At 58.8% G+C, this 22,272-nt stretch carries 18 protein-coding genes; 14 read left to right on the plus strand and 4 right to left on the minus strand.

Going from position 1 to position 22,272, the window contains the following annotated elements:
- The first annotated feature begins 109 nt into the window (after positions 1-109).
- The 5 genes from nrdE to FYJ31_RS01610 all read left to right on the plus strand — a co-directional run bounded on the left by nrdE (position 110) and on the right by FYJ31_RS01610 (position 7,967).
- A complete protein-coding gene (nrdE, locus tag FYJ31_RS01590; RefSeq protein ID WP_154535777.1) occupies positions 110-2,305 on the plus strand; it encodes a class 1b ribonucleoside-diphosphate reductase subunit alpha in 2,196 nt (731 codons plus the stop codon).
- A gap of 311 nt (positions 2,306-2,616) precedes the next feature.
- Entirely contained in the window at positions 2,617-3,609 is a 993-nt protein-coding gene (nrdF, locus tag FYJ31_RS01595; protein WP_007054635.1) for a class 1b ribonucleoside-diphosphate reductase subunit beta, read from the plus strand.
- Positions 3,610-3,672: 63 nt separating this feature from the next.
- The gene (locus FYJ31_RS01600) at positions 3,673-4,848 is read left to right on the plus strand and encodes a glycosyltransferase family 2 protein (RefSeq protein WP_174772584.1); all 1,176 of its coding nucleotides are present in this window, start codon (positions 3,673-3,675) and stop codon (positions 4,846-4,848) included.
- Positions 4,849-5,206: 358 nt separating this feature from the next.
- Positions 5,207-6,334, plus strand: coding sequence for an ABC transporter ATP-binding protein (locus tag FYJ31_RS01605; protein ID WP_012578687.1), 1,128 nt, complete (start codon positions 5,207-5,209; stop codon positions 6,332-6,334).
- Positions 6,335-6,554: 220 nt separating this feature from the next.
- A complete protein-coding gene (locus FYJ31_RS01610; RefSeq protein WP_154535778.1) occupies positions 6,555-7,967 on the plus strand; it encodes a DUF4032 domain-containing protein in 1,413 nt (470 codons plus the stop codon).
- 106 nt (positions 7,968-8,073) lie between these two features.
- Here FYJ31_RS01610 and rlmB read toward each other — a convergent pair whose 3' ends face one another.
- A complete protein-coding gene (gene rlmB, locus FYJ31_RS01615) occupies positions 8,074-9,066 on the minus strand; it encodes a 23S rRNA (guanosine(2251)-2'-O)-methyltransferase RlmB (protein WP_060620286.1) in 993 nt (330 codons plus the stop codon).
- A gap of 87 nt (positions 9,067-9,153) precedes the next feature.
- On the opposite strand from rlmB, the gene FYJ31_RS01620 reads away from it, so the two are divergent.
- The gene (locus FYJ31_RS01620; RefSeq protein ID WP_154535819.1) at positions 9,154-10,362 is read left to right on the plus strand and encodes an MDR family MFS transporter; all 1,209 of its coding nucleotides are present in this window, start codon (positions 9,154-9,156) and stop codon (positions 10,360-10,362) included.
- 169 nt (positions 10,363-10,531) lie between these two features.
- Here the strand turns inward: FYJ31_RS01620 and FYJ31_RS01625 are convergent, their stop codons facing one another.
- Positions 10,532-11,890, minus strand: a complete 1,359-nt coding sequence (locus FYJ31_RS01625; RefSeq protein ID WP_065436565.1) for an ATP-binding protein — start codon at positions 11,888-11,890, stop codon at positions 10,532-10,534.
- Positions 11,891-12,143: 253 nt separating this feature from the next.
- Between FYJ31_RS01625 and FYJ31_RS01630 the strand changes: the two genes are divergently transcribed.
- From FYJ31_RS01630 to FYJ31_RS01650, 5 genes are all read left to right on the plus strand, one after another.
- Positions 12,144-13,181 (plus strand): LacI family DNA-binding transcriptional regulator, encoded by a 1,038-nt coding sequence (locus FYJ31_RS01630; RefSeq protein ID WP_065436564.1) that lies wholly within the window; start codon positions 12,144-12,146, stop codon positions 13,179-13,181.
- A gap of 159 nt (positions 13,182-13,340) precedes the next feature.
- The gene (locus tag FYJ31_RS01635; protein ID WP_154535779.1) at positions 13,341-14,321 is read left to right on the plus strand and encodes an ABC transporter substrate-binding protein; all 981 of its coding nucleotides are present in this window, start codon (positions 13,341-13,343) and stop codon (positions 14,319-14,321) included.
- Positions 14,322-14,338: 17 nt separating this feature from the next.
- A complete protein-coding gene (locus FYJ31_RS01640) occupies positions 14,339-14,644 on the plus strand; it encodes a hypothetical protein (protein WP_154535780.1) in 306 nt (101 codons plus the stop codon).
- Positions 14,641-15,570 (plus strand): carbohydrate ABC transporter permease, encoded by a 930-nt coding sequence (locus FYJ31_RS01645; RefSeq protein WP_065436562.1) that lies wholly within the window; start codon positions 14,641-14,643, stop codon positions 15,568-15,570. The genes FYJ31_RS01640 and FYJ31_RS01645 overlap by 4 nt, the downstream gene beginning before the upstream one ends.
- Positions 15,567-16,499: a carbohydrate ABC transporter permease gene (locus FYJ31_RS01650; RefSeq protein WP_081292334.1), complete on the plus strand. Its 933-nt coding sequence runs from the start codon at positions 15,567-15,569 to the stop codon at positions 16,497-16,499. The genes FYJ31_RS01645 and FYJ31_RS01650 overlap by 4 nt, the downstream gene beginning before the upstream one ends.
- Before the next feature lie 20 nt (positions 16,500-16,519).
- Here FYJ31_RS01650 and FYJ31_RS13015 read toward each other — a convergent pair whose 3' ends face one another.
- Positions 16,520-16,642, minus strand: a complete 123-nt coding sequence (locus tag FYJ31_RS13015; RefSeq protein ID WP_268234323.1) for a hypothetical protein — start codon at positions 16,640-16,642, stop codon at positions 16,520-16,522.
- A complete protein-coding gene (locus tag FYJ31_RS12405; protein ID WP_174772585.1) occupies positions 16,639-17,103 on the minus strand; it encodes a transposase in 465 nt (154 codons plus the stop codon). Before FYJ31_RS12405 ends, FYJ31_RS13015 begins: the two co-directional genes overlap by 4 nt.
- Before the next feature lie 191 nt (positions 17,104-17,294).
- Between FYJ31_RS12405 and FYJ31_RS01660 the strand changes: the two genes are divergently transcribed.
- The 3 genes from FYJ31_RS01660 (at position 17,295) to nagE (ending at position 22,213) form a co-directional block, all read left to right on the plus strand.
- Positions 17,295-18,443: an acyltransferase domain-containing protein gene (locus FYJ31_RS01660; RefSeq protein ID WP_154535781.1), complete on the plus strand. Its 1,149-nt coding sequence runs from the start codon at positions 17,295-17,297 to the stop codon at positions 18,441-18,443.
- A gap of 116 nt (positions 18,444-18,559) precedes the next feature.
- Entirely contained in the window at positions 18,560-20,440 is a 1,881-nt protein-coding gene (locus FYJ31_RS01665; protein WP_136500121.1) for a DUF4091 domain-containing protein, read from the plus strand.
- A 225-nt stretch (positions 20,441-20,665) separates the two neighbouring features.
- A complete protein-coding gene (gene nagE, locus FYJ31_RS01670) occupies positions 20,666-22,213 on the plus strand; it encodes an N-acetylglucosamine-specific PTS transporter subunit IIBC (protein ID WP_154535782.1) in 1,548 nt (515 codons plus the stop codon).
- Positions 22,214-22,272: the final 59 nt, after the last annotated feature.

A 22,272-nucleotide genomic window follows, 5' to 3' on the forward strand; every position in this document is an offset into this window, starting at 1 on the left:
GACCCCCTCGAGGCATTGGCTCCCCTCTCCGAGGGGAGCTGTCAACGAAGTTGACTGGGGGAGCAACTGTCTGAGTAAACACACTTCTGCCATATTCCAAGGATTTCCAATGACTGACCTCACCGCCACCGTCCTGCCGCTCGACAACACTGCCGATACCGCAGCGGAACAGTACGACCCGGCGCACGATTACCACGCGCTCAACGCGATGCTCAACCTCTATGACGCCGACGGCAAGATCCAGTTCGACAAAGACAAGGCCGCCGAACGCGAATACGTGACTGGGCACGTGGCCGCCAACAGCAAGCAGTTCGCCTCCACCGCCGAACGCCTTGACTACCTCATCAGCAACCAGTACTACAACCCCGACGTCTTCGCCCAGTACTCCGCTGAATTCCTCGACCGCTTCTACGAGCACGTCGAGTCCGCCGGTTTTGAATTCGGCACCTTCCTCGGCGCTTTCAAGTTCTACACGTCCTACGCCCTCAAAACATTCGACGGCCATCTCTACCTTGAAGACTTCCCGCAGCGTTGTGCGGCAGTGGCCTTGGAACTCGCCGCCGGCAACGAAGCGCAGGCCACCGAATACGCCGACGAAATGCTCGCCGGCCGATTCCAGCCCGCCACCCCGACCTTCCTGAACCTCGGCAAGGCCCAGCGTGGCGAACCGGTCAGCTGCTTCCTGGTGCGCATCGAAGACAACATGGAGTCGATTTCGCGCGGCATCAACGCGGCCCTCCAGCTCTCCAAGCGCGGCGGTGGCGTGGCCCTGCTGCTGAGCAACCTGCGTGAGCTCGGCGCCCCGATCAAGCACATCGAGAACCAGTCCAGCGGCGTGATTCCGGTCATGAAGATGCTGGAGGACTCCTTCTCCTACGCCAACCAGCTCGGCGCACGTCAGGGCGCAGGCGCGGTGTACCTCAACGCCCACCACCCTGATATCCTGCGCTTCCTGGACACCAAGCGAGAGAACGCGGACGAGAAAATCCGCATCAAGTCGCTGGCACTCGGCGTGGTGATTCCGGACATCACGTTCGAACTGGCCAAGCAGAAGGCCCAGATGGCGCTGTTCAGCCCGTACGACGTGGAGCGCGTATACGGCAAGTCGTTCGCCGACATTTCCGTCAGCGAGCATTACGACGAGATGGTGGCCGACGACCGCATCAAGAAGACCTACATCGACGCCCGTAAGTTCTTCACCACCATCGCCGAACTGCAGTTCGAATCCGGCTACCCGTACATCGTGTTCGAGGACACGGTCAACCGCGCGAACCCGATCGAAGGTCGCGTGACCATGTCCAACCTGTGCTCGGAAATCCTGCAGGTTCAGGAGCCGAGCGCATACAACGAGGACCTCACGTATGCGCATGTCGGCCGCGACATCTCCTGCAATCTGGGTTCGCTCAACATCGCTAAGGCGATGGATGGCGGCTTGGGCCACACGGTGGAGACGGCGATCCGCGCACTCACCTCGGTGGCCGAGCACACCAGCATCAACGCGGTGCCTTCGATTCGCCGCGCCAATGAGGAGGGCCACGCCATCGGTCTCGGCCAGATGAACCTGCACGGCTTCCTGGCCCGCGAAGGCATCCAGTACGGTTCTGAAGAGGGCCTCGACTTCACCGACATGTACTTCATGACCGTGGCCTACCACGCCTACCGTGCCTCGCACGCGCTCGCCGTGGAACACGGGCAGGCCTTCAAGAGCTTCGCCACATCCGATTACGCCAAGCCGGCCGGTCAGGGCAACTACTTCGACAAGTACACCGATGGTCGTCGTTCGCTCACTCCGCGCACCGAACGGGTCCGTGCGCTGTTCGAACAGTACGGCATCGCGATCCCGACTGCGGCCGACTGGGAGGCCCTGCGCGACGCGATTCTGAAGGACGGCATCTACAACCAGAACCTGCAGGCCGTGCCGCCCACCGGCTCGATCTCGTACATCAACCATTCCACGAGCTCGATTCACCCGATCGCCTCCAAGATCGAGATTCGCAAGGAAGGCAAGATCGGGCGCGTGTACTACCCGGCCGCCTACATGACCAACGACAACCTCGGGTACTACAAGGACGCCTACGAGATCGGCTGGAAGGCCATCGTCGACACGTACGCCGAGGCCACCCAGCACGTGGATCAGGGACTGTCGCTGACGCTGTTCTTCCCGGACACCGCCACCACCCGCGACCTCAATAAGGCCCAGATCTACGCCTGGCGCAAGGGCATCAAAACCCTCTACTACATCCGCATCCGCCAGCAAGCCCTGGAAGGCACTGAAGTCCAAGGCTGCGTCTCCTGCATGCTCTGATCGTTCGAGGGAGCGTATACCGCCTTTCTTCGGCACTCGACGTACCTTCGTACGCCTTCGGCCTCAGACGGCGGTCTCCGCACGCATTGAACAACCAGAGAGCCGTTGTTACTCCCCTCACTCGGCTAACGCCGACAGCTCCCCTCAGAGAGGGGAGCTGGCCGCGAAGCGGACTGAGGGGGGGCTCCACCATCTAAGGAACCAACAATGTCACGAACCGTCTATAGAGCACTGCTCCGGCTGACCGCGCCGGAGGAGTTCGAAAACAAATCCAACGACGATAACGACAACGAGTAAAAGGAACACTACTCATGGCACCTATCTCCATTCCGCGCAAACCGCTGAAACTCATCGACCGCGTCTCCGCAATCAACTGGAACCGCCTCGAAGATGAGAAAGACCTTGAGGTCTGGGACCGCCTGACCGGCAACTTCTGGCTGCCCGAAAAAGTCCCCGTCTCTAACGACATCCCCAGCTGGCAGAAGATGACCGAGGACGAGCACACGCTCACCATGCACGTGTTCACCGGCCTGACCCTGCTTGACACCATCCAGGGTACGGTCGGCGCCGTCTCCCTGATTCCGGACGCGCTCACCCCGCACGAGGAGGCCGTGTACACCAACATCGCCTTCATGGAATCCGTGCACGCCAAAAGCTACTCGTCCATCTTCTCCACCCTGTGCTCCACCGAGCAGATCGATGCCGCATTCGACTGGAGCGAGAACAATGAGTTCCTGCAGAAGAAGGCGGAGATCGTGCTCGACTATTACGAGGGCGACAACCCGTACAAGCGCAAGGTGGCCTCCACCCTGCTCGAGTCCTTCCTCTTCTACTCCGGCTTCTATCTGCCGATGTACTTCTCCGCGCACGCCAAGCTGACGAACACCGCCGACGTGATTCGTCTGATCATCCGCGATGAGGCCGTCCACGGCTACTACATCGGCTACAAGTACCAGAAGGGCATCGCCCAGCTGAGCGATGCCGAGCGCCTGGATCTGCAGGACTACACGTACGACCTGCTCAACGAGCTGTACGACAACGAGGTGGAGTACACCCAGTCGCTGTACGATCGCGTGGGCCTGACCGATGACGTCGAGAAGTTCCTGCGCTACAACGGCAACAAGGCGCTGATGAACCTCGGTTACCCGGCTTTGTTCCCGGCTGAGATTTGCGATGTGAACCCCGCGATCCTGGCCGCCCTGAGCCCGAACGCCGACGAAAACCACGACTTCTTCTCCGGCTCCGGCTCCTCCTACGTGATGGGCAAAGCCGAAGAAACCGATGACGACGACTGGGACTTCTAAGGGTTTCGCGGTCCGCGAACCCGCAGCGCCGCCGCGTTCGCGCGACGGCGCTACGCTGGAGGCATGGAACAGGAGCCGTTGGTCAGCATCATCATCCCGGTATATAAGGTCGAGAAATTCCTTGATGAATGCGTGAAGTCTGTGGTTGCGCAGACCTATCGCAACCTCGAGATTCTGCTGGTGGATGATGGCTCGCCTGACGACTGCCCGGCCATGTGCGACGCTTGGGCCACCCGCGACCCGCGCGTGCGGGTGATTCACAAGCCCAACGGCGGACTGTCCGACGCACGCAATGCCGGCATCGCCCAGGCGACCGGCTCATACATCTACTTTGCGGACTCGGATGACACTGTGGCGCCCACGCTGGTGGAAGACTGCCTGAATGCCATGCGTGAATACGATGCCGATCTGGTGATGTTCCAGTTCGACACCATCTCCGAGAACAACAAGCCGCTGCTGTCCAACTATCGCCACAACGACTTCACCGAGGTGCAGGTCCTGACCCCGGTCGAGGCCATCAAAAAGCAAGTCAAGGCTGAGATTGACGGCTATTTCTGGGCCTTCCTGGCACCCGCCTCCACCTATCAGGGCACCGGATTCTCCTTCCCGGTGGGTCGCAAAATCGAGGATCTCTCCCGTATCTGCAACGTGATCGGCGAGGCCACGCGCGTGGTCCGTCTGCCCAAGGCGCTGTACCACTACCGCATGCGCGAGGGGTCGATTACCGCCAGCTGGGATCCGCAGCTCACCCGCGACTGGACCCGCGCCGCCGACGACCGCGAGGAATACATCGTCCACCGATTCCCCGAGCTCAAGGGCTTCATGACGCTGCAACAGCTGAATTTCTTTGCCAACCTCGATTACGAGACCATGCGCCAGTCGCTGATCGCCGGGCTCAAGATCGATCCCGAGGACGCCGATGCGCTTCGTCGCCGCATCGAGGGTCTGACCAAGTCCGCCGATGAGGGCGATGAGCCAGTACCGGAAACGTTGCGTGAGTTGCTCGGACTGCTCAAGCTGGGCATCACCAAGGTGGCCGATGGCACGTTCGGTAAGGCCGATGGCAGCAGTACTGATGACGATGCCGAGAACGATGACGTAACGCTGGCCGACCGTTTCCGCGACATGCGCGAGGACTGGCGCCAGCTGCGCATCCAGCGCATCGAAAACGCCGAGGAGCGCAGGGCCGAGCGCAAAGCCGCCCGCAACGGCGTCACCTTCGAGTCTGTATCGCATTAGTCGGCGACTGATGGAATCCATCAGTCCGGGAAGAGCAGGCCTGCTCTACGTCGGGCGTACCGGTTCGCACGTTCGAGAAACAGGCGTGTCATGGGCCGAACCACACAACACCCCCAGAAACGCCCATAATGTTACCTACATTTCAGACACGCCACTTGCCTTGGCCCACGGCCCGTGTATAGTAGTTCTCGGCTCAACGAAGAGAACCTTCACTGAACCGGAAAAAAGTAAACGCTGAAGCTTGCAGTTTCCGAAAGCAAAGTTGTACGTCGGTGGCGAGGGCGGAAGCACAGTAAAGAACGAATCCCTTTACAACGGATCGTGAGGCACGTACCTGCCTCTGAAAGGATTAGTAACTATGGCAGAAGTCGTTTTCGACCACGTCACTCGTATCTACCCGGGCAACGATAAGCCCTCCGTGGATGACCTGAATCTTGATATCAAGGATGGCGAGTTCCTCGTCCTCGTCGGCCCCTCCGGCTGTGGTAAGTCTACGACCCTTCGTATGCTCGCCGGCCTGGAAGAGGTCAACAAGGGCCGCATCCTCATCGGTGGCAAGGATGTCACCACGATGCAGCCGAAGGACCGCGACATCGCAATGGTGTTCCAGAACTACGCTCTGTACCCGCACATGACCGTTGCCGACAACATGGGCTTCGCCCTGAAGATCGCCGGCACTCCGAAGGACGAGATCCGCAAGCGCGTCGAGAAGGCCGCTGAGATCCTCGACCTGACCGAGTACCTCGACCGCAAGCCGAAGGCCCTGTCCGGCGGTCAGCGTCAGCGTGTGGCCATGGGCCGTGCAATCGTCCGTGAGCCGAAGGTCTTCCTCATGGATGAGCCGCTGTCCAACCTCGACGCCAAGCTCCGTGTCCAGACCCGTACCCAGATTGCTGCCCTGCAGCGTCAGCTGGGCGTCACCACCCTGTACGTGACCCACGATCAGACCGAGGCCCTGACGATGGGCGATCGCATCGCCGTCATCAAGCTCGGTATCCTGCAGCAGGTCGGCGCCCCGACCGAGCTGTACGATCGTCCGGCCAACGTCTTCGTCGCCGGCTTCATCGGCTCCCCGTCGATGAACCTGAACACCCACCCGGTGGTCAACGGCAAGGCGAAGATCGGTGAGGACACCGTGGATCTGCCGGCTGAGGCCGTCAACAAGCTCACCGCCGAAGACAACGGCCAGATCGTGGTCGGCTTCCGTCCCGAGGACGCGGGCCTGGCGCCGGTCGATGACCCGAACGCCTTCTCCCTGAAGGTCGTGAACGTCGAGGATCTGGGCTCCGATGGCTACATCTACGGCACCATCGTCACCGACGGTTCCGCCGCCGAGGCCTCCCAGGTCATGTCCGATCAGAACAAGCTCACCACGATTCGTGTGAATCCGCGTGCGCTGCCGAAGGTCGGCGCGACCGTCAAGATCAAGATCGACCCGGCCAAGATGCACCTGTTCGCTCCGTCGACTGAGCTGCGTCTGAACTAGTAGATACTTGGCGAGGTCTAATCGCTTCGTCAACCATTAAACGAGGTTATTCTCTTCCTCTCTTATGGCCTCGTTGGAAAAGCCCTGCATAGCTGCGGGGCTTTTCTTTTGCCTTCTAGACGGTCTGAGGGAGAGACCAAACGGTGTTTTCCCGTAAACATAACGCGCCGAAGTCGTGGCCAAGGAGCACACATCGCGAACGACACGTAAAATCGAACACATGGAGTTGAACGAATTACCCCAGATGGATCCGCGTGCGCTGAAGGCCACGTCCGTCAAAGCCGAAGACGATCACGCCAGTTCAGCTGAGCCGCAAGCATTGAAGATCACCGCCGCCAGCTCGAACCCGAAGATGTTCACGCTGCCCTGGCATAAGCCCCTGGCCACCTGGCCCGAGGACCTGCTGGCCAACCTGCCGCGAGGCATCTCCCGCCACGTGGTGCGTTTTGTGCACGTGGGCGACGAGGTGTACGCCATGAAGGAGATCACGCGCCAGGTGGCCGAGCGAGAGTACGAGATCCTGCGCCGACTGCAGAAGCTCGAGTTGCCGACCGTCACCCCGATCGCCGTGGTCACCGGCCGTCACACCCGTGAAGGGGAGCCGCTGGAGGCGATTCTGGTCACCCGGCACTTGAAGTTCTCGCTGCCGTACCGTGCGTTGTTCGCCCGCAACCTGCGCCCGGACACCGCCGAACGACTGATTGACGCCCTTGCCGTGCTGCTGGTGCGCCTGCACCTGGCCGGCTTCTACTGGGGCGATGTGTCTCTGTCGAACGTCCTGTTCCTGCGCGACGCCGACGCTTTTTCCGCCTTCCTGGTGGACGCCGAAACCGGTGACCTGCAAGTCCAGCTCACCGATGGCCAGCGCGAATACGATATCGACTTGGCCCGCACCAACATCATCGGCGAACTTATGGATTTGGCGTCCGGCAAGCTGCTGCCCGGCGACGTGGATGAGATCGAGGTGGGCAACCGGCTGGTCGAACGCTACCACTCGTTGTGGAGCGCCTTGACCGACACCGACAAGTTCAACCCGGACGAGATGTGGAAGATCGAGCAGCGTGTCAACAAGCTCAACGATCTGGGCTTTGATGTGGACGAGCTGGAAATGAAGACCGCCGAGGACGGCAAGCGTGTGCTGGTCCGCCCGCGCGTGGTGGACGCCGGATACGCCAACCGCAAGCTGCTGCGCCTCACCGGCCTTGACGTGCAGGAGAATCAGGCCCGTCGTCTGCTCAACGATCTTGACGCCTACCGTGCCTCCACATGGCGTGAGGGCGAGGAGCTGGAGATCGTGGCCACCGATTGGATGCGTGAGGTGTTCGAGCCGACCGTGCGTATGATTCCGCGTGAATATCGCTCCCAGATCGAGCCTGCTCAGTTCTTCCATGAGGTGCTTGACCATCGCTGGTTCCTGGCGGAGAAGGCCGGCCACGACGTGCCGATGGGCGAGGCCGTGACCAGCTACATCGACAACGTTCTGCCGAGCTACAACCTTGATTCCAAGGCACTCGCCGAACTTAACGAAGAGGCCGATTCCGGCGTCATTGACGACGAATCCACCTACAGCGACCCGGACGACGACGGCTACAACCCCGATGACGATCCGGATGCGGCAGTGTGGAGTCATTAAGCGGACAATCCAATGGACTGTCTGTAGGTGAGCCCATCACACAAAGAAGCCCCTCAAATAGAGGGGCTTCCGTGTATGTACAACCTATTACGGCCTCAAGCGACAATCACTCCGCCGCAGCCTTGCGCCGTGCGTTGGACACCGCGTACAGGCTGATACCCGCCGCCACTGAAGCGTTCAGCGACTCAACAGACGAGCTGATCGGGATGCCGGCAATCGCGTCGCAGGTTTCGCGCACTAGTCGGCCCAAACCGCTGCCTTCCGAACCGAGCACTACAACGAGCGGATCGGATTCAAAGCCAGTCTCGCCGACGAGCTTATCGCCGCCACCGTCAAGGCCGACAACGTAGTATCCACGCTCCTTCAAGCCCTCAAGTGCCTTAGTCAGGTTCACCACGCGCGCCACCGGCATATGCGCGGCCGCACCGGCAGACACCTTCCAAGCGGCGGCGTTCACTGAAGCGGAACGGCGTTCCGGCAGAATCACACCATTGGCACCGAATGCGGCCGCCGAACGAATCACGGCACCCAGGTTCTGCGGATCGGTCACGCCGTCCAAGGCGATAAACAGCGGGCGGGCGGCAATACGGGCGGCCGCCGAATTCGCGGCCTCCATTGCCTTGGCCTTCTTCTCCGCGCGATCGGCCAGTTCGTTCAACGAGGAGTACTGGAACGGATCCACCTTCAGGATCACCCCCTGATGGTTGCCGGAACGGGCGATACGATCCATCTCCAGACGATCGGCCTCCAGCATGTGCAGGCCGTTCATGCCGGCGATCTTCACGATTTCGCGGGTGCGGTCGTCATGCTCAATACGAGACATGATGTACAGCGTGGAAGAAGGTACGCCTACGCGCAGTGCTTCCAACACGGAATTACGGCCGTACACCAGATCCGAGGTGTCCGCCGAAGCGAACTTGTCCACTCGGCGGCGAGCCGCCAGACGCGGGTCGGCCATCTGCCGGCGTTCCGCCGCCTTCTTGGCCTTGTATGCCTTGTGGTAGACGCGGTCCTCGGCCTTCGGAGTGGGGCCGTAACCCTTCAGTTTGTTGCGATGCTTGCCACCCGACCCCTTGGTCGGTCCTTTTTTGTTAGCCATAGGTGCCATTGTCCCAGCACCCCGCGCCAAGACACGGCCATTCCGCCATCGGAAGCCGGTAAGGTATTGGGAGTGAAGAAGCAACGCATGATATTCGGACTATCCCCGCTGTACTGGGGATTGTGGTTGGCGATTCTGATCCTGTGGATGGGCCGCTTCGTGACGTCGTTCCTGTCGATCTACCTGGTCTCCGCGCTGCACCTCGACGAAGGCGTTGTGGGCGCGGTCGTGGCCATGTACGGCTTCGGCGCCATCATCGGCTGTCTTTTCGGTGGCGCGCTGTCCGACCGGTTCGGCCGCCAGTCGATGATCATCATCGGCGAAATCGGCGCGGCCGCCGCCCTTCTGGTCGTTTCCGTCCTCGTCGATCCCGTGGCGTTGGGTGCGGCCCTGTTCGTATACGGCGCGTTCGCCTCGCTGCCCAGTCCGGCCATCGCCGCATACATCGCCGACGTGGTGCCTCCCAAGCGTCAACAGCGCGCCTACGTGCTGCAATCATGGGCCATCAATTTCGGGTATGCGATCGGCCCGATCGTGGCCAATCAGCTGATCAAGATCTCCTATTCGCTGATGTTCTACGTCGAGGCGGCGGTGATGATCGCCGTCACGATATTGCTGATCGTGTTCTTCCGCGAAGTGAGGCATCTGACGACTTCGGCGCCGGCGGCCCGCCCCGAGGGTTCCATGGCGCGCAATTGGCGGCGCGTGCTTGCCGATATGCCGTTCCTCGGCTTCTCCCTGCTGATGTTCGGCTACTTCCTTGTGTACTTCCAAAGCACCTCCGGCCTGCCCATTGCCATGACGGACCTTGGTCTGGGGTTGGGCGACTATTCGGTGCTGTTGACCATCAACGGCGGCATGCTGTGTCTGCTGCAGATTCCCGCCATGAAACTGTTCGCGCGCATGGGCAATTCGCGTGTGCTCGTGATGGGCCTTGCGGTGACCGCCATCGGCTACGCGGTTCAGGCCGTGGCCCATTCATGGGGCGGGTTCGCCATCGCCGTGGTGTTGTGGACGCTGGGCGAGCTGGGCACGTTCCCCATCGCCACCACCACGGTCGCCGCCATGGCGCCCGCCACCGCCCGCGGCACGTACCAGGGCGTCTATAACGTGGTGTGGTCGGTATCGATTGCGCTGGCGCCGCTGATTGGTGGCTGGGCCATCAGCAACTTCGGCGGTCGAACGCTGTGGATTGCCTGCACGATAGTCCTGATCGCCGTAACCCTCGGTCTCAAGCTCACCAAAGGCTCGCGCGACCGCGCCATGGCCGCCAACCTGCGCAATGCCTCACAGTAAATAATTCCCGTCAAGAAAAGTGTGAGGCATCCGAACTTTTCCGCACAATCAAACATGGTCCGCAACGGCGGGATCTCACTGATATGACGCTCTGCATGTGCGATTGAGGCACCGTAATCCTCACGCTTTTCTTATTGAGAACCATTCTCTGCGATACGTTCTAGAATCATCACAAGCAATGCGCCATATACAACGGCAGATATAGGCGGTCTCCTTCAACGCGCATTGGTCTAGGATGCAGCACATATTGCATGCCGACCCGGCTGTCGAATTTATTCTTGAACTTATCGAGCGATGAGGTTTTGTATCTCTTTGTCGATTTGACCTCCACGGGGCAGACCCTGGCCTTCATGGCAGCATTTGAATACTCCCCGATAAGGAGAAAATCAATTTCCATGCGGTCCTTCGCCTGACGGGAATATCGGGAATAGAAGAACAGACGATGGCCTGAGGCCCGGAGCTGCTGCGCAACGACATTCTCCACCAGCATGCCTTCATTCACTTCCAGCTTGCCGAACAGGATATCGCGGTACAACTCATTCGACGTGTATGCGCGGTCGGCAAACACTTGCGTTACTAACAAGCCGGTGTCTCCCATATAGCATTTCATCGTGGAGTCCTCTTGGTGTAGGCGCAGGCCTACATGCGGATCCGTGGCATTCATGCAGCGGTTGATCAGGAACGATTCATCCAGCCAGAAGAAAGCATCGCCATATTCACGTTCGCGTGCGTTTTCGCCTAAAGACGAAAGCGTGAACTTCTTTTCATGCTTGGAAAGTTGCCCTGGAATTTCATCGAAGATACGTTTGACTCGTTCTTTCGAATCTCCGCCGTATTTCTCGATGTCCTGAGCGTACAGGCGCAGAATTTGGCGTTTCACTCGATCGACATTGCCCATATCGGATGTTCCCAGATAACGCTCTACGGCCTGCGGCATGCCTCCCACCAGCATGTATTCACGGAACAGGCGTTCCGCCTTGTTGTCCAGCAGCGGAGACATCGCTCGCCTGTCCGCAAAAGCTTGCCGTATCGCATCGGCGAGTAGTTCTTCTCCTCTGGCCCATAGAAATTCCTCAAAATCCATGGGAAACATGCTCACCGATTCTTCCTCGGAGGGAATCAAGATGTTTTCGACATTCTTCTTAATGGAGATCAGGGAGCCAGTCTCCATGAAGTCATATCGACCATCCGCAACGAGTTGTTTAACCGCGCTGCGGGCAAATGGGAAGAGCTGTACTTCGTCGAAAATAAAGAGGGTGTCACGCTCATACAGGCGTACGCCGTAATAGACGGAAAGGTCCATGAACAGCGTGTCCAAATGATCCAGATTGTTGCGGAACGAGTCTCGTACCGCCTGCGGAGCCTTCTGCCAGTCGATAAGGATGTATGAGCGGTATTCGTTTTTCGCGAATTCCTCGGCAACTGTGCTTTTACCGACGCGGCGGGCTCCTTCGATCATCAGTGCGGTAGCCCCATTGCTTTCAGATTTCCACTGCCGCAAGCGGTTATATATTTTCCGCTTATACATGATGAGCTCACATTCTCAATATCTTCAAGGATTTTCCTGCTATTTTATCACGATTCCTAAGTTATAAAATGCTGATATACACACGATTCCTAAGTTATAGATTGTACTGATTTCCACGATTTCTAGGTTATGGATTAGGCGGTGCGGTATCCCGCATCGGGCTTATTGACAACTGCTCTGCATGGTCGGTGGTGATGTGCGGTTTTGTTTGGTTCGGCCGGTAATGTTGGCGTCAACATAGGAAAGGCGGACGATGGCGGCAGGCGGTTCCAAATCAAAGAAGACGGCAACGATCATTGACGTCGCACGACTGGCCGGCGTTTCCCAACAGACCGTGTCCCGCGTGGCCAACGGCAGCAATCTGGTGCGTGAAGCGACCCGCGCCAAAGTTCAGGCGGCCATGAAGGAACTGGGCTATTCCCCCAACCGTCAAGCGCGCGCCCTGCGCAACGGCCGCTCCAAGATGATCGGCCTGGTTATTAACTATCATCGCAATAATGTGCTGTCAGATTTGCTGGAAGGAATTACTTCCACGGCGGCGAAACTCGGATACGGCATTGTGATAGTGCCCGCGGGAGAAGATATTGAGGAAATACTGTTAAGACAGTCCGGCTATATCGCGAGTTTGAACCTTGCCGGACTGATTGTGTTTTCTGACGAGGATATTTCTGAGTCTTCAGCTGATCATGTGGGGCACCTACCGACGGTGGTGCTGGGGTCTCTGCGCACTTTTCCGAACGAGTGGTCGTTTGTAGACACGCAAGGGTCGCGTATCAGTGAATTGGCCGTCGAGCATCTATTGGGTTTGGGGCATAAGACCGTGCATCATATCAGTGGTCCATTGTTCAGTCCGGCTGCGGTGACCCGAGTGGAGTATTGGCAACGAACGTTGCAGGCGCATGGTGCGCCTATCCCAAAGCCAGTGGAGTCCGCTGATTGGTTTCCTGATGATGGTTATCGGGCTGCGTGTCAACTGCTCAACCGATATCCTGACTGTACGGCGATTTATGCGTCTGATGATGCCATCGCAAGTGGTGCTATGGCGGTATGTCAGGAACGAGGCCTGGTGGTTGGACGGGATGTCAGCGTAGTCGGCGTGGATGATGTGTTGGGTGACTTCGTGCCTAACAACATTCTGACTTCAGTCAGATGTGATTTCTTGGAGGCCGGGTACTGCGCGATGGAACTTCTGATGAAAATGTTGCGAGATGTCACATTGCGGGGTTCCCGTGCAGTGATTTCACCGGAGCTGATTGTACGTGAATCGACAGCCCGTCTGAAGGGAGCGTGAGTCTCAAAGGCTCTTTCCTCAATAAGTTCTAGATAGTTTGGTGAATGTGACGTCAACACGCCGAAAATGTTGACGTCAACATGACGGGGCCGTTACTATAAACGCGTGATTGCAACGGAGTGATGATGGCGTCACTCTACATCAAGGAAGGATGATCACATGCGTAATGGAAGAAAAGTCGGAAGTGCAATTATTGCGATAGGTGTGGCTGCGTCAATGTTGACGATGACAGCTTGCGGTACGGCTGGTGAGAACGACAATGCGTCGCAATCTAACGGAAAGATTCAACTCACTTTTACCGGTTGGGTTCCGGGAATTGAATCAGCCGTGGACCTGTGGAATAAGAATAATCCTAATATTCACGTGAACTTTAAGCGTATCGCCAGCGAATCGCGTAAGAACTACTCGACGCTGATTGAAGCAGGAACCGCAGGAGATATCTTGCAGATGTCTGCTTTCGAAATGATTGATTATGTCATTGATCAACAGATTATGGATATCAGCAAGTATGTCGGTGATAAAAAAGATTTATTCACGGATGGTACTTGGTCCACGGTCTCAATCAACGGTGGAATCTACGGGATTCCTCAAGATTCTGCCCCCACTGCATTTATGTACCGTAAAGATATCTTCGAACAATACGGCGTTAGGGCGCCAAAAACATGGGACGAATACTTAGTTGCCGCACGCAAGTTGCATAAGGCTAACCCGAACGTGTATATCGCAGCATTCACGCCTAATGTTATCGATTTTTTCGAAAGCGAGTTTCTCCAAGAGGGAGGCTCTTGGTACACCGTGGCAGACGATACGTGGAAAGTAACTCTTGATAGCCCTCAGACTCGAAAAATTGCTGAGCGATATCAAACCCTGTTGGATGAAGGTCTGGTGAAAACGATGGAGGGTTCCACTCCGGAGTTCTGGTCCGCTGTCAACAACGGTGAAATTGCCTCGTTTAACTACCTTCCGTGGTTCACGACTATTCTCAAGGAACATGCGCCTGACCTGTCGGGGAAATGGGCGATCGCACAGTCTCCGTCTGACAGTGGTAATGGCCCGTGGAGTGATGATGGCGGCGGTGCCAATGGATTACCAAAAACTGCAAATACCCGGAACAGGCGGCCAAGTTCATTACGTGGTTAAATTCTGACCCGGAGTCAGTGGACATTCTGATTACCAAGGGTGGTCTGTTCCCTGCGGCCAAGACTGGGTTGAAAAGCAGCGAGATGGTTGCGAAGAGCGATTACTTTGGGGGCCAGCCGTTGTATGAAAAGTTCATTGAATCAGCCAATAATCTGAATACCAAGGGCGGTATTGGCGGCCCAGCCATCGGAGTCGGCCACACGGCTTTGAAAGACGAGTTCGGCAAAGTGGGCAATGGTGAGGAAACATTCAAGGAAGCGTTGACCAATACCAGTGCCAAGTTAAAGAAAGCTGCAGTTGACAAGGGATTGAGCGTGCAATGAGCAACGACATTAAGACGGTATCTTCGCGTCGTTACAAGCGGCGAGGAGCGTGGATTCCCTATGTGTTTGTGGGTCCTTTCTCCATCGCGTTCATTGTCTTCATGATGGTTCCGCTTATCACCGCGATATGGGATTCGTTATTTTCGGTCAAACGTTCTGGACTAGGGTTTGGCGATGCTGGGAAAACAGTGCATTTTGTGGGACTGGGCAACTACATAACAGCGCTGCAGAACAAAGAGTTTATTACTGGGTTCGGTCGCATGCTGCTGTTCGGTGTCGTCCAGGTGCCTGTCATGCTTGGTTTGTCGTTGTTGTTCGCCTTGCTTATCGACTCCTCGCTGGTCCGATTTAAAAAGACTGCGCAGATTATAGTGTTCATGCCTTACGCGGTACCGACTGTAGTCGCGGCTCTACTCTGGGGCTTTCTGTACCAGCCTGGTGTCAGTCCTATCGTCAAAGGTCTGCATTTAATAGGCGTGGATGCCGATTTCTTGGCTCCGGGTTCAGTGCTATGGTCGGCTGCGAACATCACCACATGGGTATATGTCGGCGTGAATATGGTCATTATCTTTTCAGCGTTGCAGTCCATTCCCCATGAGTTGTACGAGGCTGCTCGTATCGATGGTGCTAGTGAATTTCGTATCGCATGGTCCGTCAAAATTCCGATGGTAATGCCTTCGCTGATTGTCACATTATTCATGTCTGTTGTAGGCACGATACAGCTATTCAATGAGCCAACTGTGTTGAAAGCTGTCACTAGCAATGTTACTAGCAGTTTCACTCCGATGATGAGCGTGATCGACACCACCGTAGCCCAGAAGAACCAAAATATGGGATCTGCAATGTCAATCATCATCGCAATCGTTGCATTCGTATTGTCAGCATCGGTTTCTCTGGCACAGCGCAAGGGAGAGGACCATCAATGAGCAAGACTCAGATGAATGTACGGAAAAATGCTCGTCTTCCACATCATGCGGGATTTGCAGTTGTGCGATCAGAGAGATCGCGCATCGTCTCATCACCGCTGTGGGCGCGAACATTGACAGTATTGCTTTTCGTGATTGCCTTTATCTACTTTGTTATTCCGGTAATCTGGCTGTTCATTGCTTCTACGAAAAGTGCGGGTGACCTGTACAGCACGCCGAGCTTCGCCTTTGCCCGATTCCGGTTGATTGAAAATCTGAAGGCGGTGTTCTCCTATCAGGATGGCATCTTCCTGAGATGGATCATCAACTCAGTGATCTACTCGGTCATCGGGTCGATACTCACTGTGTTGGTAAGCACCATGTGCGGCTACGGTTTGGCAATATACCGATTCCGCGGAAGGTCAGTAGTGCTGGCTGCCGTCACCTTAAGCTTTCTCGTGCCTGGTGCTGCGCTTACGCAACCGTTGTACCTGTTGCTGGTCAAGATGGGATTGAGCAACAATATCTTGGCGATACTGTTGCCGGCTTTGGTATATCCATTTGGTGTCATGCTGTCATGGCTTAATGTGCAAACTGCAATACCGGTAGAGATTGTCGAGGCCGCACGTGTGGACGGTGCTGGAGAGATGGGCATTTTCTTCAAAATTGCGATGCCGATGATGCGTGTTGGCATGACAACGGTGTTTCTATTCGCGTTCACCGCTAGTTGGAACAACTACATGTTGCCGTTGATGATTCTTAATGACTCGAAGCTATATCCATTGACGGTTGGTTTGGTCGACTGGAACAACCAATCCGGTTCTGTGGCTCAGCTTGGCACGTTCTCGCTAGTTGGAGCATTCGTCTCCCTGATTCCGCTGGTTTTGATTTTCATCTTCTCCCAGCGGTATTGGAAGTCCGGATTAGCCTCCGGTGCAGTCAAGATGTGATTGGGGATATTAGGGTGTGTTTACGCTAGTTGTTTTTTGCTGGTGTTTTTGAGTTGGATGGCGATGAGGATGAGTTGGAGGTTGGCGAGGAAGGTGGCGTCGAGCCTGTCGTAGCGGGTGGCGGCCTTGCGGTGGTGCTTCATGCGGTCGAAAGACGCGTTCGACCATGTTCCGCCCCTTGTACGCCTGCCTGTCGTAGTCCCATGGGTCCGTGCGGTTCCTCTTGGGCGGCACGACCGGTGCCGGGCCGAACGATTCGGCCAACAGGCGGGTCGCGTCGCCCGGCGTGCTGATGGACCTTCACGCTCGTGGAGTCCATGGCAGGCACCCTGACCTCGACGGCGATGATCCGCTCCTCCTGCAATGCCGCGGACAGGCGCTCGATCGCGCCGTTCCTGGACCAGCGGTTGAACCGCTGGTAGACGGTGATCCACTTGCCATAGCAGTCGGGCAGGTCCCTCCACGGAGCCCCGGTGCGGCACATCCACAGCAGGGCGTTGACGAACGTGTAGTTGTCGACCGCCACGTTGCCCCTCTGGCGCGGCAGCAGGTGCGCAATCCTCATGAACCGGTCAAGCGTGATGCCATACCCCGGCGTACACATACGACAATCATCACACAAAACCTACATAGTGTAAACACACCCTAATGAATGTATTGGAAATGACAACTACATAAATATTGGCGGCGCAAGCGTACTCCGCACTTTCTTGCGCCGCCATTCATCGTGGTGATATTCCTGCAGCGGCATATTGTGAGTGGCATTCTGCAGGGAGCGACGAAATGAGGGCAACCATGACACAAACCGAGCTGGCCGAATACAACATGTGCGCCCGCTACTTTGGTATGGAGCGGGCCATGTACGAGCCGATGGCGCGGCTCTTGCAATGGCTGCAGGCGGATGAGGCCGGCGCGGCGATGCTGGATCGTGTGCGCGATCTGCTCCTCGATGAGCGCAACGTGCCTGCCGCCGGCGCCGTGCTGAGTCGGTTGCGCGATCATGCCGTCGTGTTTTATCCGTCCGACACTGACCGTGACCCGTCCGCCCCAACTCACACCACCGCCGAAGACCTGACCCTGGCCGCCGCGATGGCCTACTGCCTGCCGCGAGCCGTGCGCAGCATGCAGTCCGCCGGCGTGCCGGACGACATCATCGAAGCCACTCTGCGCGACTTTGCCATCTGGGCCCGCGTCTATCGGGACAAAACCGGCCGGCTGGGCATTGGCGAGACGGACTGGAACCTGTTGTCGCTGACCGGCAACATCCTGCGCATCGGACGCCTGCAATACGAGTCGATCACCTTCCTCGATCCGTATTACGTGTACCGGCACCAAGCCAGCGGCCGCCTCGCCATACTCGCGGCGTTCGGCCTGCAGGTCCGCCCGGACGGCCGCCTCCAAGGCACCAACGGCGTGCGTACGGATGCAGGCTTCACCACGACGCTCACCGCCGAAGCAACCACCGTAATCGGTTATCCCGTGGACACCACCCAGGGCACGATCCAGGCCGAGCAGGTCAATCTGGACCAGCGCGAATACGACCTGCTGATGGCCCCTGGCCTGCCCACCACCAGCGTGCACATTCCCGAAGACGGCTCGCTGTCCCCGGAAGCCGTGGGCGCCTCGTTCGCCGAAGCCGTGCAGCTCCTCTCACGACTGCACCGTCGCACTTCGATATGGTTCTGCGAAAGCTGGCTGCTGGACCCCAACCTGGAACGACTGGAATCGCCCGACGGCAACATCTGCCGCTTCATGCGCCGATTCGCGAAATTCCCGGTCTTTTCCGCCCGCCCGATGATCGTGGAGCGCGTCTTCGGCTGGGGCGCCGACAATCTTGCGACGGCCGACCTGCCCGAACGCACCAGCCTGCAACGCAACCTCAAACGCTGCCTGCTGTCTGGCGGCGAGATGTTCGACGTCGGCGGCGTGATTGCGGTGCAATAACGCGCATCCGCACCGCTCCCCACGCGAAATTGCGCTTCCGCAGCACAACCCGATCAAATGTACCCAGCCGGTCACCGGCATCGAAGCCGACCCAAGCCCGACTGCAGAAAGGACCCATGACTGTGGCAATATTCACCGTCACCCCAGTCAGCGCACTGGAAAAGATCTTCCCGACCAGTAGGCCAACGGCAGCCGGACCATCGGCCGGCGGGCCATCACCCGCCGGACCGGCGACCGCTAACCCGCTGCATGTCGCGCTGATTCGCGAGGTGACCGGCCTGGCGGGGGAGACCGTCTCCTTCCAGCTCGCCTACCGGGTTGAGCCGGAGACACAGGATCCGAACGATGCCGACCGACTGCGCCAGACCTGCGTCAACCAGTTCGTCACGCATGTCACGGTGTCCGGCGCGCTCGCCGACCGCACCCGCGTGCGTGCGGTGCGCAATGTGCAGGTCGACTTCGCGGCCTACCCCGGCACCGTCGACGACGCCTACCTGTCCGACCAGCCCGGCCAGTACCCGGATTTGCTGCAGGACACGGACGGTTGGGTGGCGTTCATGCCGGGCCAGTGGCGCTCGCTATGGGTCGATGTCGAACTGCCGGCGATGGATGAGCCGCAGGAGATTCCGAACGCGAGCGATCTCACCTTCACCTTTACCGACCGGGCCGGCACGACAGTCGCCGCAACCGCCGTGAGCGTCCACCGTATTTCCGCGCAACTGCCGGAGCTGACCATCGCCCATACCGAATGGCTGCACGCCGATTGTCTGGCGCAATGGTACGGGGTGCCGGTGTGGAGCGAGGAGCACTGGCGCATCGTCGAGCGATTCGTGCGTCTGGCCGCCAAACGCGGCATGACCATGCTCTACACCCCGCTGTTCACGCCGCCGCTGGACACGGTGGTCGGCGGCGAACGCCTGACCACGCAGCTGGTCGGCGTCACGCGCATTGAGAGCTCTGCCGCCGCCACTGGCACAGCTGACACCGATGACATCGCCCCCGGTGTTGTAGGGGCTTCTGGCGATTCCGCCGCAACCCCGACCGCAGCCTGGCAATTCGACTTCTCCAAACTCGAACGCTGGGTACGCATGGCCCAAGCGGCCGGCATCCGCTGGTTCGAGATGAGCCACCTGTTCACCCAGTGGGGTGCCGCACACTGCCCGAAAATCATCGCCGCCATCGACGGTGAAGAACGGCGGCCGTTCGGCTGGCGGGCCTCGGCCACCGACCCGGCCGACGGCTACCCGGAGTTTCTGGCCGCGTTCCTGACGGCGCTGGACCGGGAGCTGCACCGGCTCGGCATCGCCGACAACACCGTGTTTCATGTGTCCGACGAACCGACCGCCGACCAGCTCGGCTCGTACCTCAAGGCCAAAGCCGTGGTGGCCCCGTACCTCAAGGACTACCGGATCATGGACGCGTTGAGTCACGTAGAATTCTACGAAAGCGGCGCGTGCGAGCACCCGATTCCAGCGGACGACGCCATCGAGCCGTTCGTTCAGGCCCACGTGCCGGACCTGTGGACCTACTATTGCTGCGCGCAGACCACGAACGTGCCCAACCGGTTCATGGCCATGCCCTCGTACCGCAATCGCGTGCTCGGCCTGCTGCTGTACACCTACGATCTGGCCGGCTTCCTGCACTGGGGCTTCAACTTTTACAATGCCCAGTACTCGCTGCGCCCCATCAACCCGTACACCGAGGCGGGCACGCCGGAGGGATTCGCCGCGGGCGACGCGTTCTTGGTCTATCCGGGGCCTGGCGGTGCGCCGGAGGAATCCATCAGAATCATGGTGGTGGAGGAGGCCTTGAACGACCTGCGCGCTTGCCGTCTGCTCGAATCGCTGATAGGCCGTGAACGCACGCTCGCCATCGTGAGCGAGGGGCTGGGCACGCCGCTGACCTTTGCCGACTATCCGCAAAGCGCCGATTGGCTGCTGGGCCGGCGGGACGCCATCAATCAGGCGATTGCCCAGGCGATTGCGGCCCGCCCATGAACAATACGTGCGCGGCGGCATGTTTCCTTCCTCTACATCTTCGGCATGCCGCTGCGTACTGCTGCGAGTTGCGACGTATGACGTCTGTGGCGTACCATTATCCGTTGAAAGCGGTACTCGCCCCGCCGGATATCGGCCGGTCCAATGGAGGGTCGGCGCGTGACGGCGGAGCAGGGCACAGAGAAGTACTCCACCGCTGGAAAACCCGCATGAAGGGAGAAAGAAATGAAAGCCTATATTCAGCGACTAGGCCGCGCGCTGATGCTGCCCGTCGCCTGCCTGCCCGCCGCGGCGCTCTTCCTGGGCATCGGCTATTGGATCGATCCGAGCGGTTGGGGTGGCGGCAACGTCATCGCCGCCTATCTGTGCAAGACGGGTTCGGCGATCCTCGACAATCTGGGCTTGCTGTTCGCCGTTGGCGTGGCCGTCGGCATGGCCCGTGACAAGGACGGCGCCTCGGCCCTGTCCGGTCTGGTCGGTTTCATGACCATCACCACGATCATGGGCTCGGCCTCCATGTTCCTGGGCTTCGACGCCGAGAACCCGCCGGCCGCCTTTGCTCCTGGCGCCATCGGCAACAAGAACGTGTTCTTCGGCATCATGGTCGGCTGCGTGTCCGGTGCGCTGTACAACCGTTTCAGCAAGACCAAGTTGCCCGACTTCCTGGCCTTCTTCTCCGGCCGTCGCTGCGTGCCGATTCTGACCGCCGCGTTGATGTCGGTCATTTCCCTGGTGCTGCTGTTCGTGTGGCCGCTGGTCTACAACGGTCTGGTCGCCTTCGGCGAGTCCCTGATGGGCATGGGTGCGGTCGGTGCCGGCATCTACGCCTTCTTCAACCGTCTGCTCATCCCCACGGGTCTGCACCACGCCCTCAACAACGTGTTCTGGTTCAACCTTGCCGGCATTGACGACATCACCAAGTTCTGGAACGGTGTGGGTGGTCTCAACGGCACCACCAAGGCCGTGCTGGCCACCGGCGGATTCCAGCCGTGGGGCGAGTACGTCACCGGCATGTACCAGGCCGGCTTCTTCCCGATCATGATGTTCGGCTTGCCCGCGGGCGCGTTCGCCATCTACCGCTGCGCCAAGCCGGAGAATCGTCGTACCGTCGGCTCCCTGATGCTCGCCGGTGGTCTGGCCGCCTTCCTCACCGGTGTGACCGAGCCCCTGGAGTTCTCCTTCATGTTCGCCGCCTTCCCGCTGTACGTGGTGCACGCGCTGCTCACCGCCCTGTCGGTGTTCATCGCCGCATCCTTCCAGTGGATCGCCGGCTTCAACTTCTCCGCCGGCTTCATCGATTGGTTCCTCTCGCTGCGTGTGCCGCAGGCGCATATGCCGTGGATGCTCATCGTGCAGGGCCTGGTCTTCGCGGTCATCTACTACTTCGTGTTCACGTTCATGATCAAGAAGTTCGACCTCAAGACCCCGGGTCGTGGCGATGGCGTTGACGACGAAGGCGCCGCCGCCGTGGCGGGCATTCTCGACACCGGTGCCGCCCCCGCCGCCCCGGCCGCCGCGGTCTCCCGCGACAAGTACGCCGCGTTGGCCGCGAAGCTCTACGCGCTGCTTGGCGGCAAGGCCAACATCGTCGACATCGAGAACTGCGTGACCCGTCTGCGTCTGGGCGTCAAGGACACCGCCAAGGTGGATGTGGACGCCATCCGCAAGCTGGTGCCCGGCGTGAAGGTCATCGACGACAAGAATGTCCAGGTCGTGGTCGGCACGCAGGTACAGGCCGTGGCCGATGCCATGGAGGAGCTGCACAAAGCCTAGCGCTTGGCAGTCTGGCGCATGGCATGATGATCGGGTTGCGTGACGTCGACATGATCGGC

This window comes from Bifidobacterium sp. WCA-178-WT-4B, assembly GCF_009696495.1.
GTDB classification, from domain to species: Bacteria; Actinomycetota; Actinomycetes; order Actinomycetales; family Bifidobacteriaceae; genus Bifidobacterium; species Bifidobacterium infantis.

Coding starts and splice junctions, on each gene's coding strand:
- FYJ31_RS01620 (WP_154535819.1), top strand. CDS start 9,154: ATGATATTCGGACTATCCCCGCTGTACTGGGGATTGTGGTTGGCGATT.
- nrdE (WP_154535777.1), top strand. CDS start 110: ATGACTGACCTCACCGCCACCGTCCTGCCGCTCGACAACACTGCCGAT.
- FYJ31_RS01610 (WP_154535778.1), top strand. CDS start 6,555: ATGGAGTTGAACGAATTACCCCAGATGGATCCGCGTGCGCTGAAGGCC.
- FYJ31_RS13015 (WP_268234323.1), bottom strand. CDS start 16,642: ATGAAGCACCACCGCAAGGCCGCCACCCGCTACGACAGGCTCGACGCC.
- FYJ31_RS12405 (WP_174772585.1), bottom strand. CDS start 17,103: ATGTGTACGCCGGGGTATGGCATCACGCTTGACCGGTTCATGAGGATT.
- FYJ31_RS01635 (WP_154535779.1), top strand. CDS start 13,341: ATGCGTAATGGAAGAAAAGTCGGAAGTGCAATTATTGCGATAGGTGTG.
- FYJ31_RS01665 (WP_136500121.1), top strand. CDS start 18,560: ATGACTGTGGCAATATTCACCGTCACCCCAGTCAGCGCACTGGAAAAG.
- nagE (WP_154535782.1), top strand. CDS start 20,666: ATGAAAGCCTATATTCAGCGACTAGGCCGCGCGCTGATGCTGCCCGTC.
- FYJ31_RS01660 (WP_154535781.1), top strand. CDS start 17,295: ATGACACAAACCGAGCTGGCCGAATACAACATGTGCGCCCGCTACTTT.
- FYJ31_RS01630 (WP_065436564.1), top strand. CDS start 12,144: ATGGCGGCAGGCGGTTCCAAATCAAAGAAGACGGCAACGATCATTGAC.
- FYJ31_RS01600 (WP_174772584.1), top strand. CDS start 3,673: ATGGAACAGGAGCCGTTGGTCAGCATCATCATCCCGGTATATAAGGTC.
- nrdF (WP_007054635.1), top strand. CDS start 2,617: ATGGCACCTATCTCCATTCCGCGCAAACCGCTGAAACTCATCGACCGC.
- FYJ31_RS01605 (WP_012578687.1), top strand. CDS start 5,207: ATGGCAGAAGTCGTTTTCGACCACGTCACTCGTATCTACCCGGGCAAC.
- FYJ31_RS01645 (WP_065436562.1), top strand. CDS start 14,641: ATGAGCAACGACATTAAGACGGTATCTTCGCGTCGTTACAAGCGGCGA.
- FYJ31_RS01625 (WP_065436565.1), bottom strand. CDS start 11,890: ATGTATAAGCGGAAAATATATAACCGCTTGCGGCAGTGGAAATCTGAA.
- FYJ31_RS01650 (WP_081292334.1), top strand. CDS start 15,567: ATGAGCAAGACTCAGATGAATGTACGGAAAAATGCTCGTCTTCCACAT.
- rlmB (WP_060620286.1), bottom strand. CDS start 9,066: ATGGCTAACAAAAAAGGACCGACCAAGGGGTCGGGTGGCAAGCATCGC.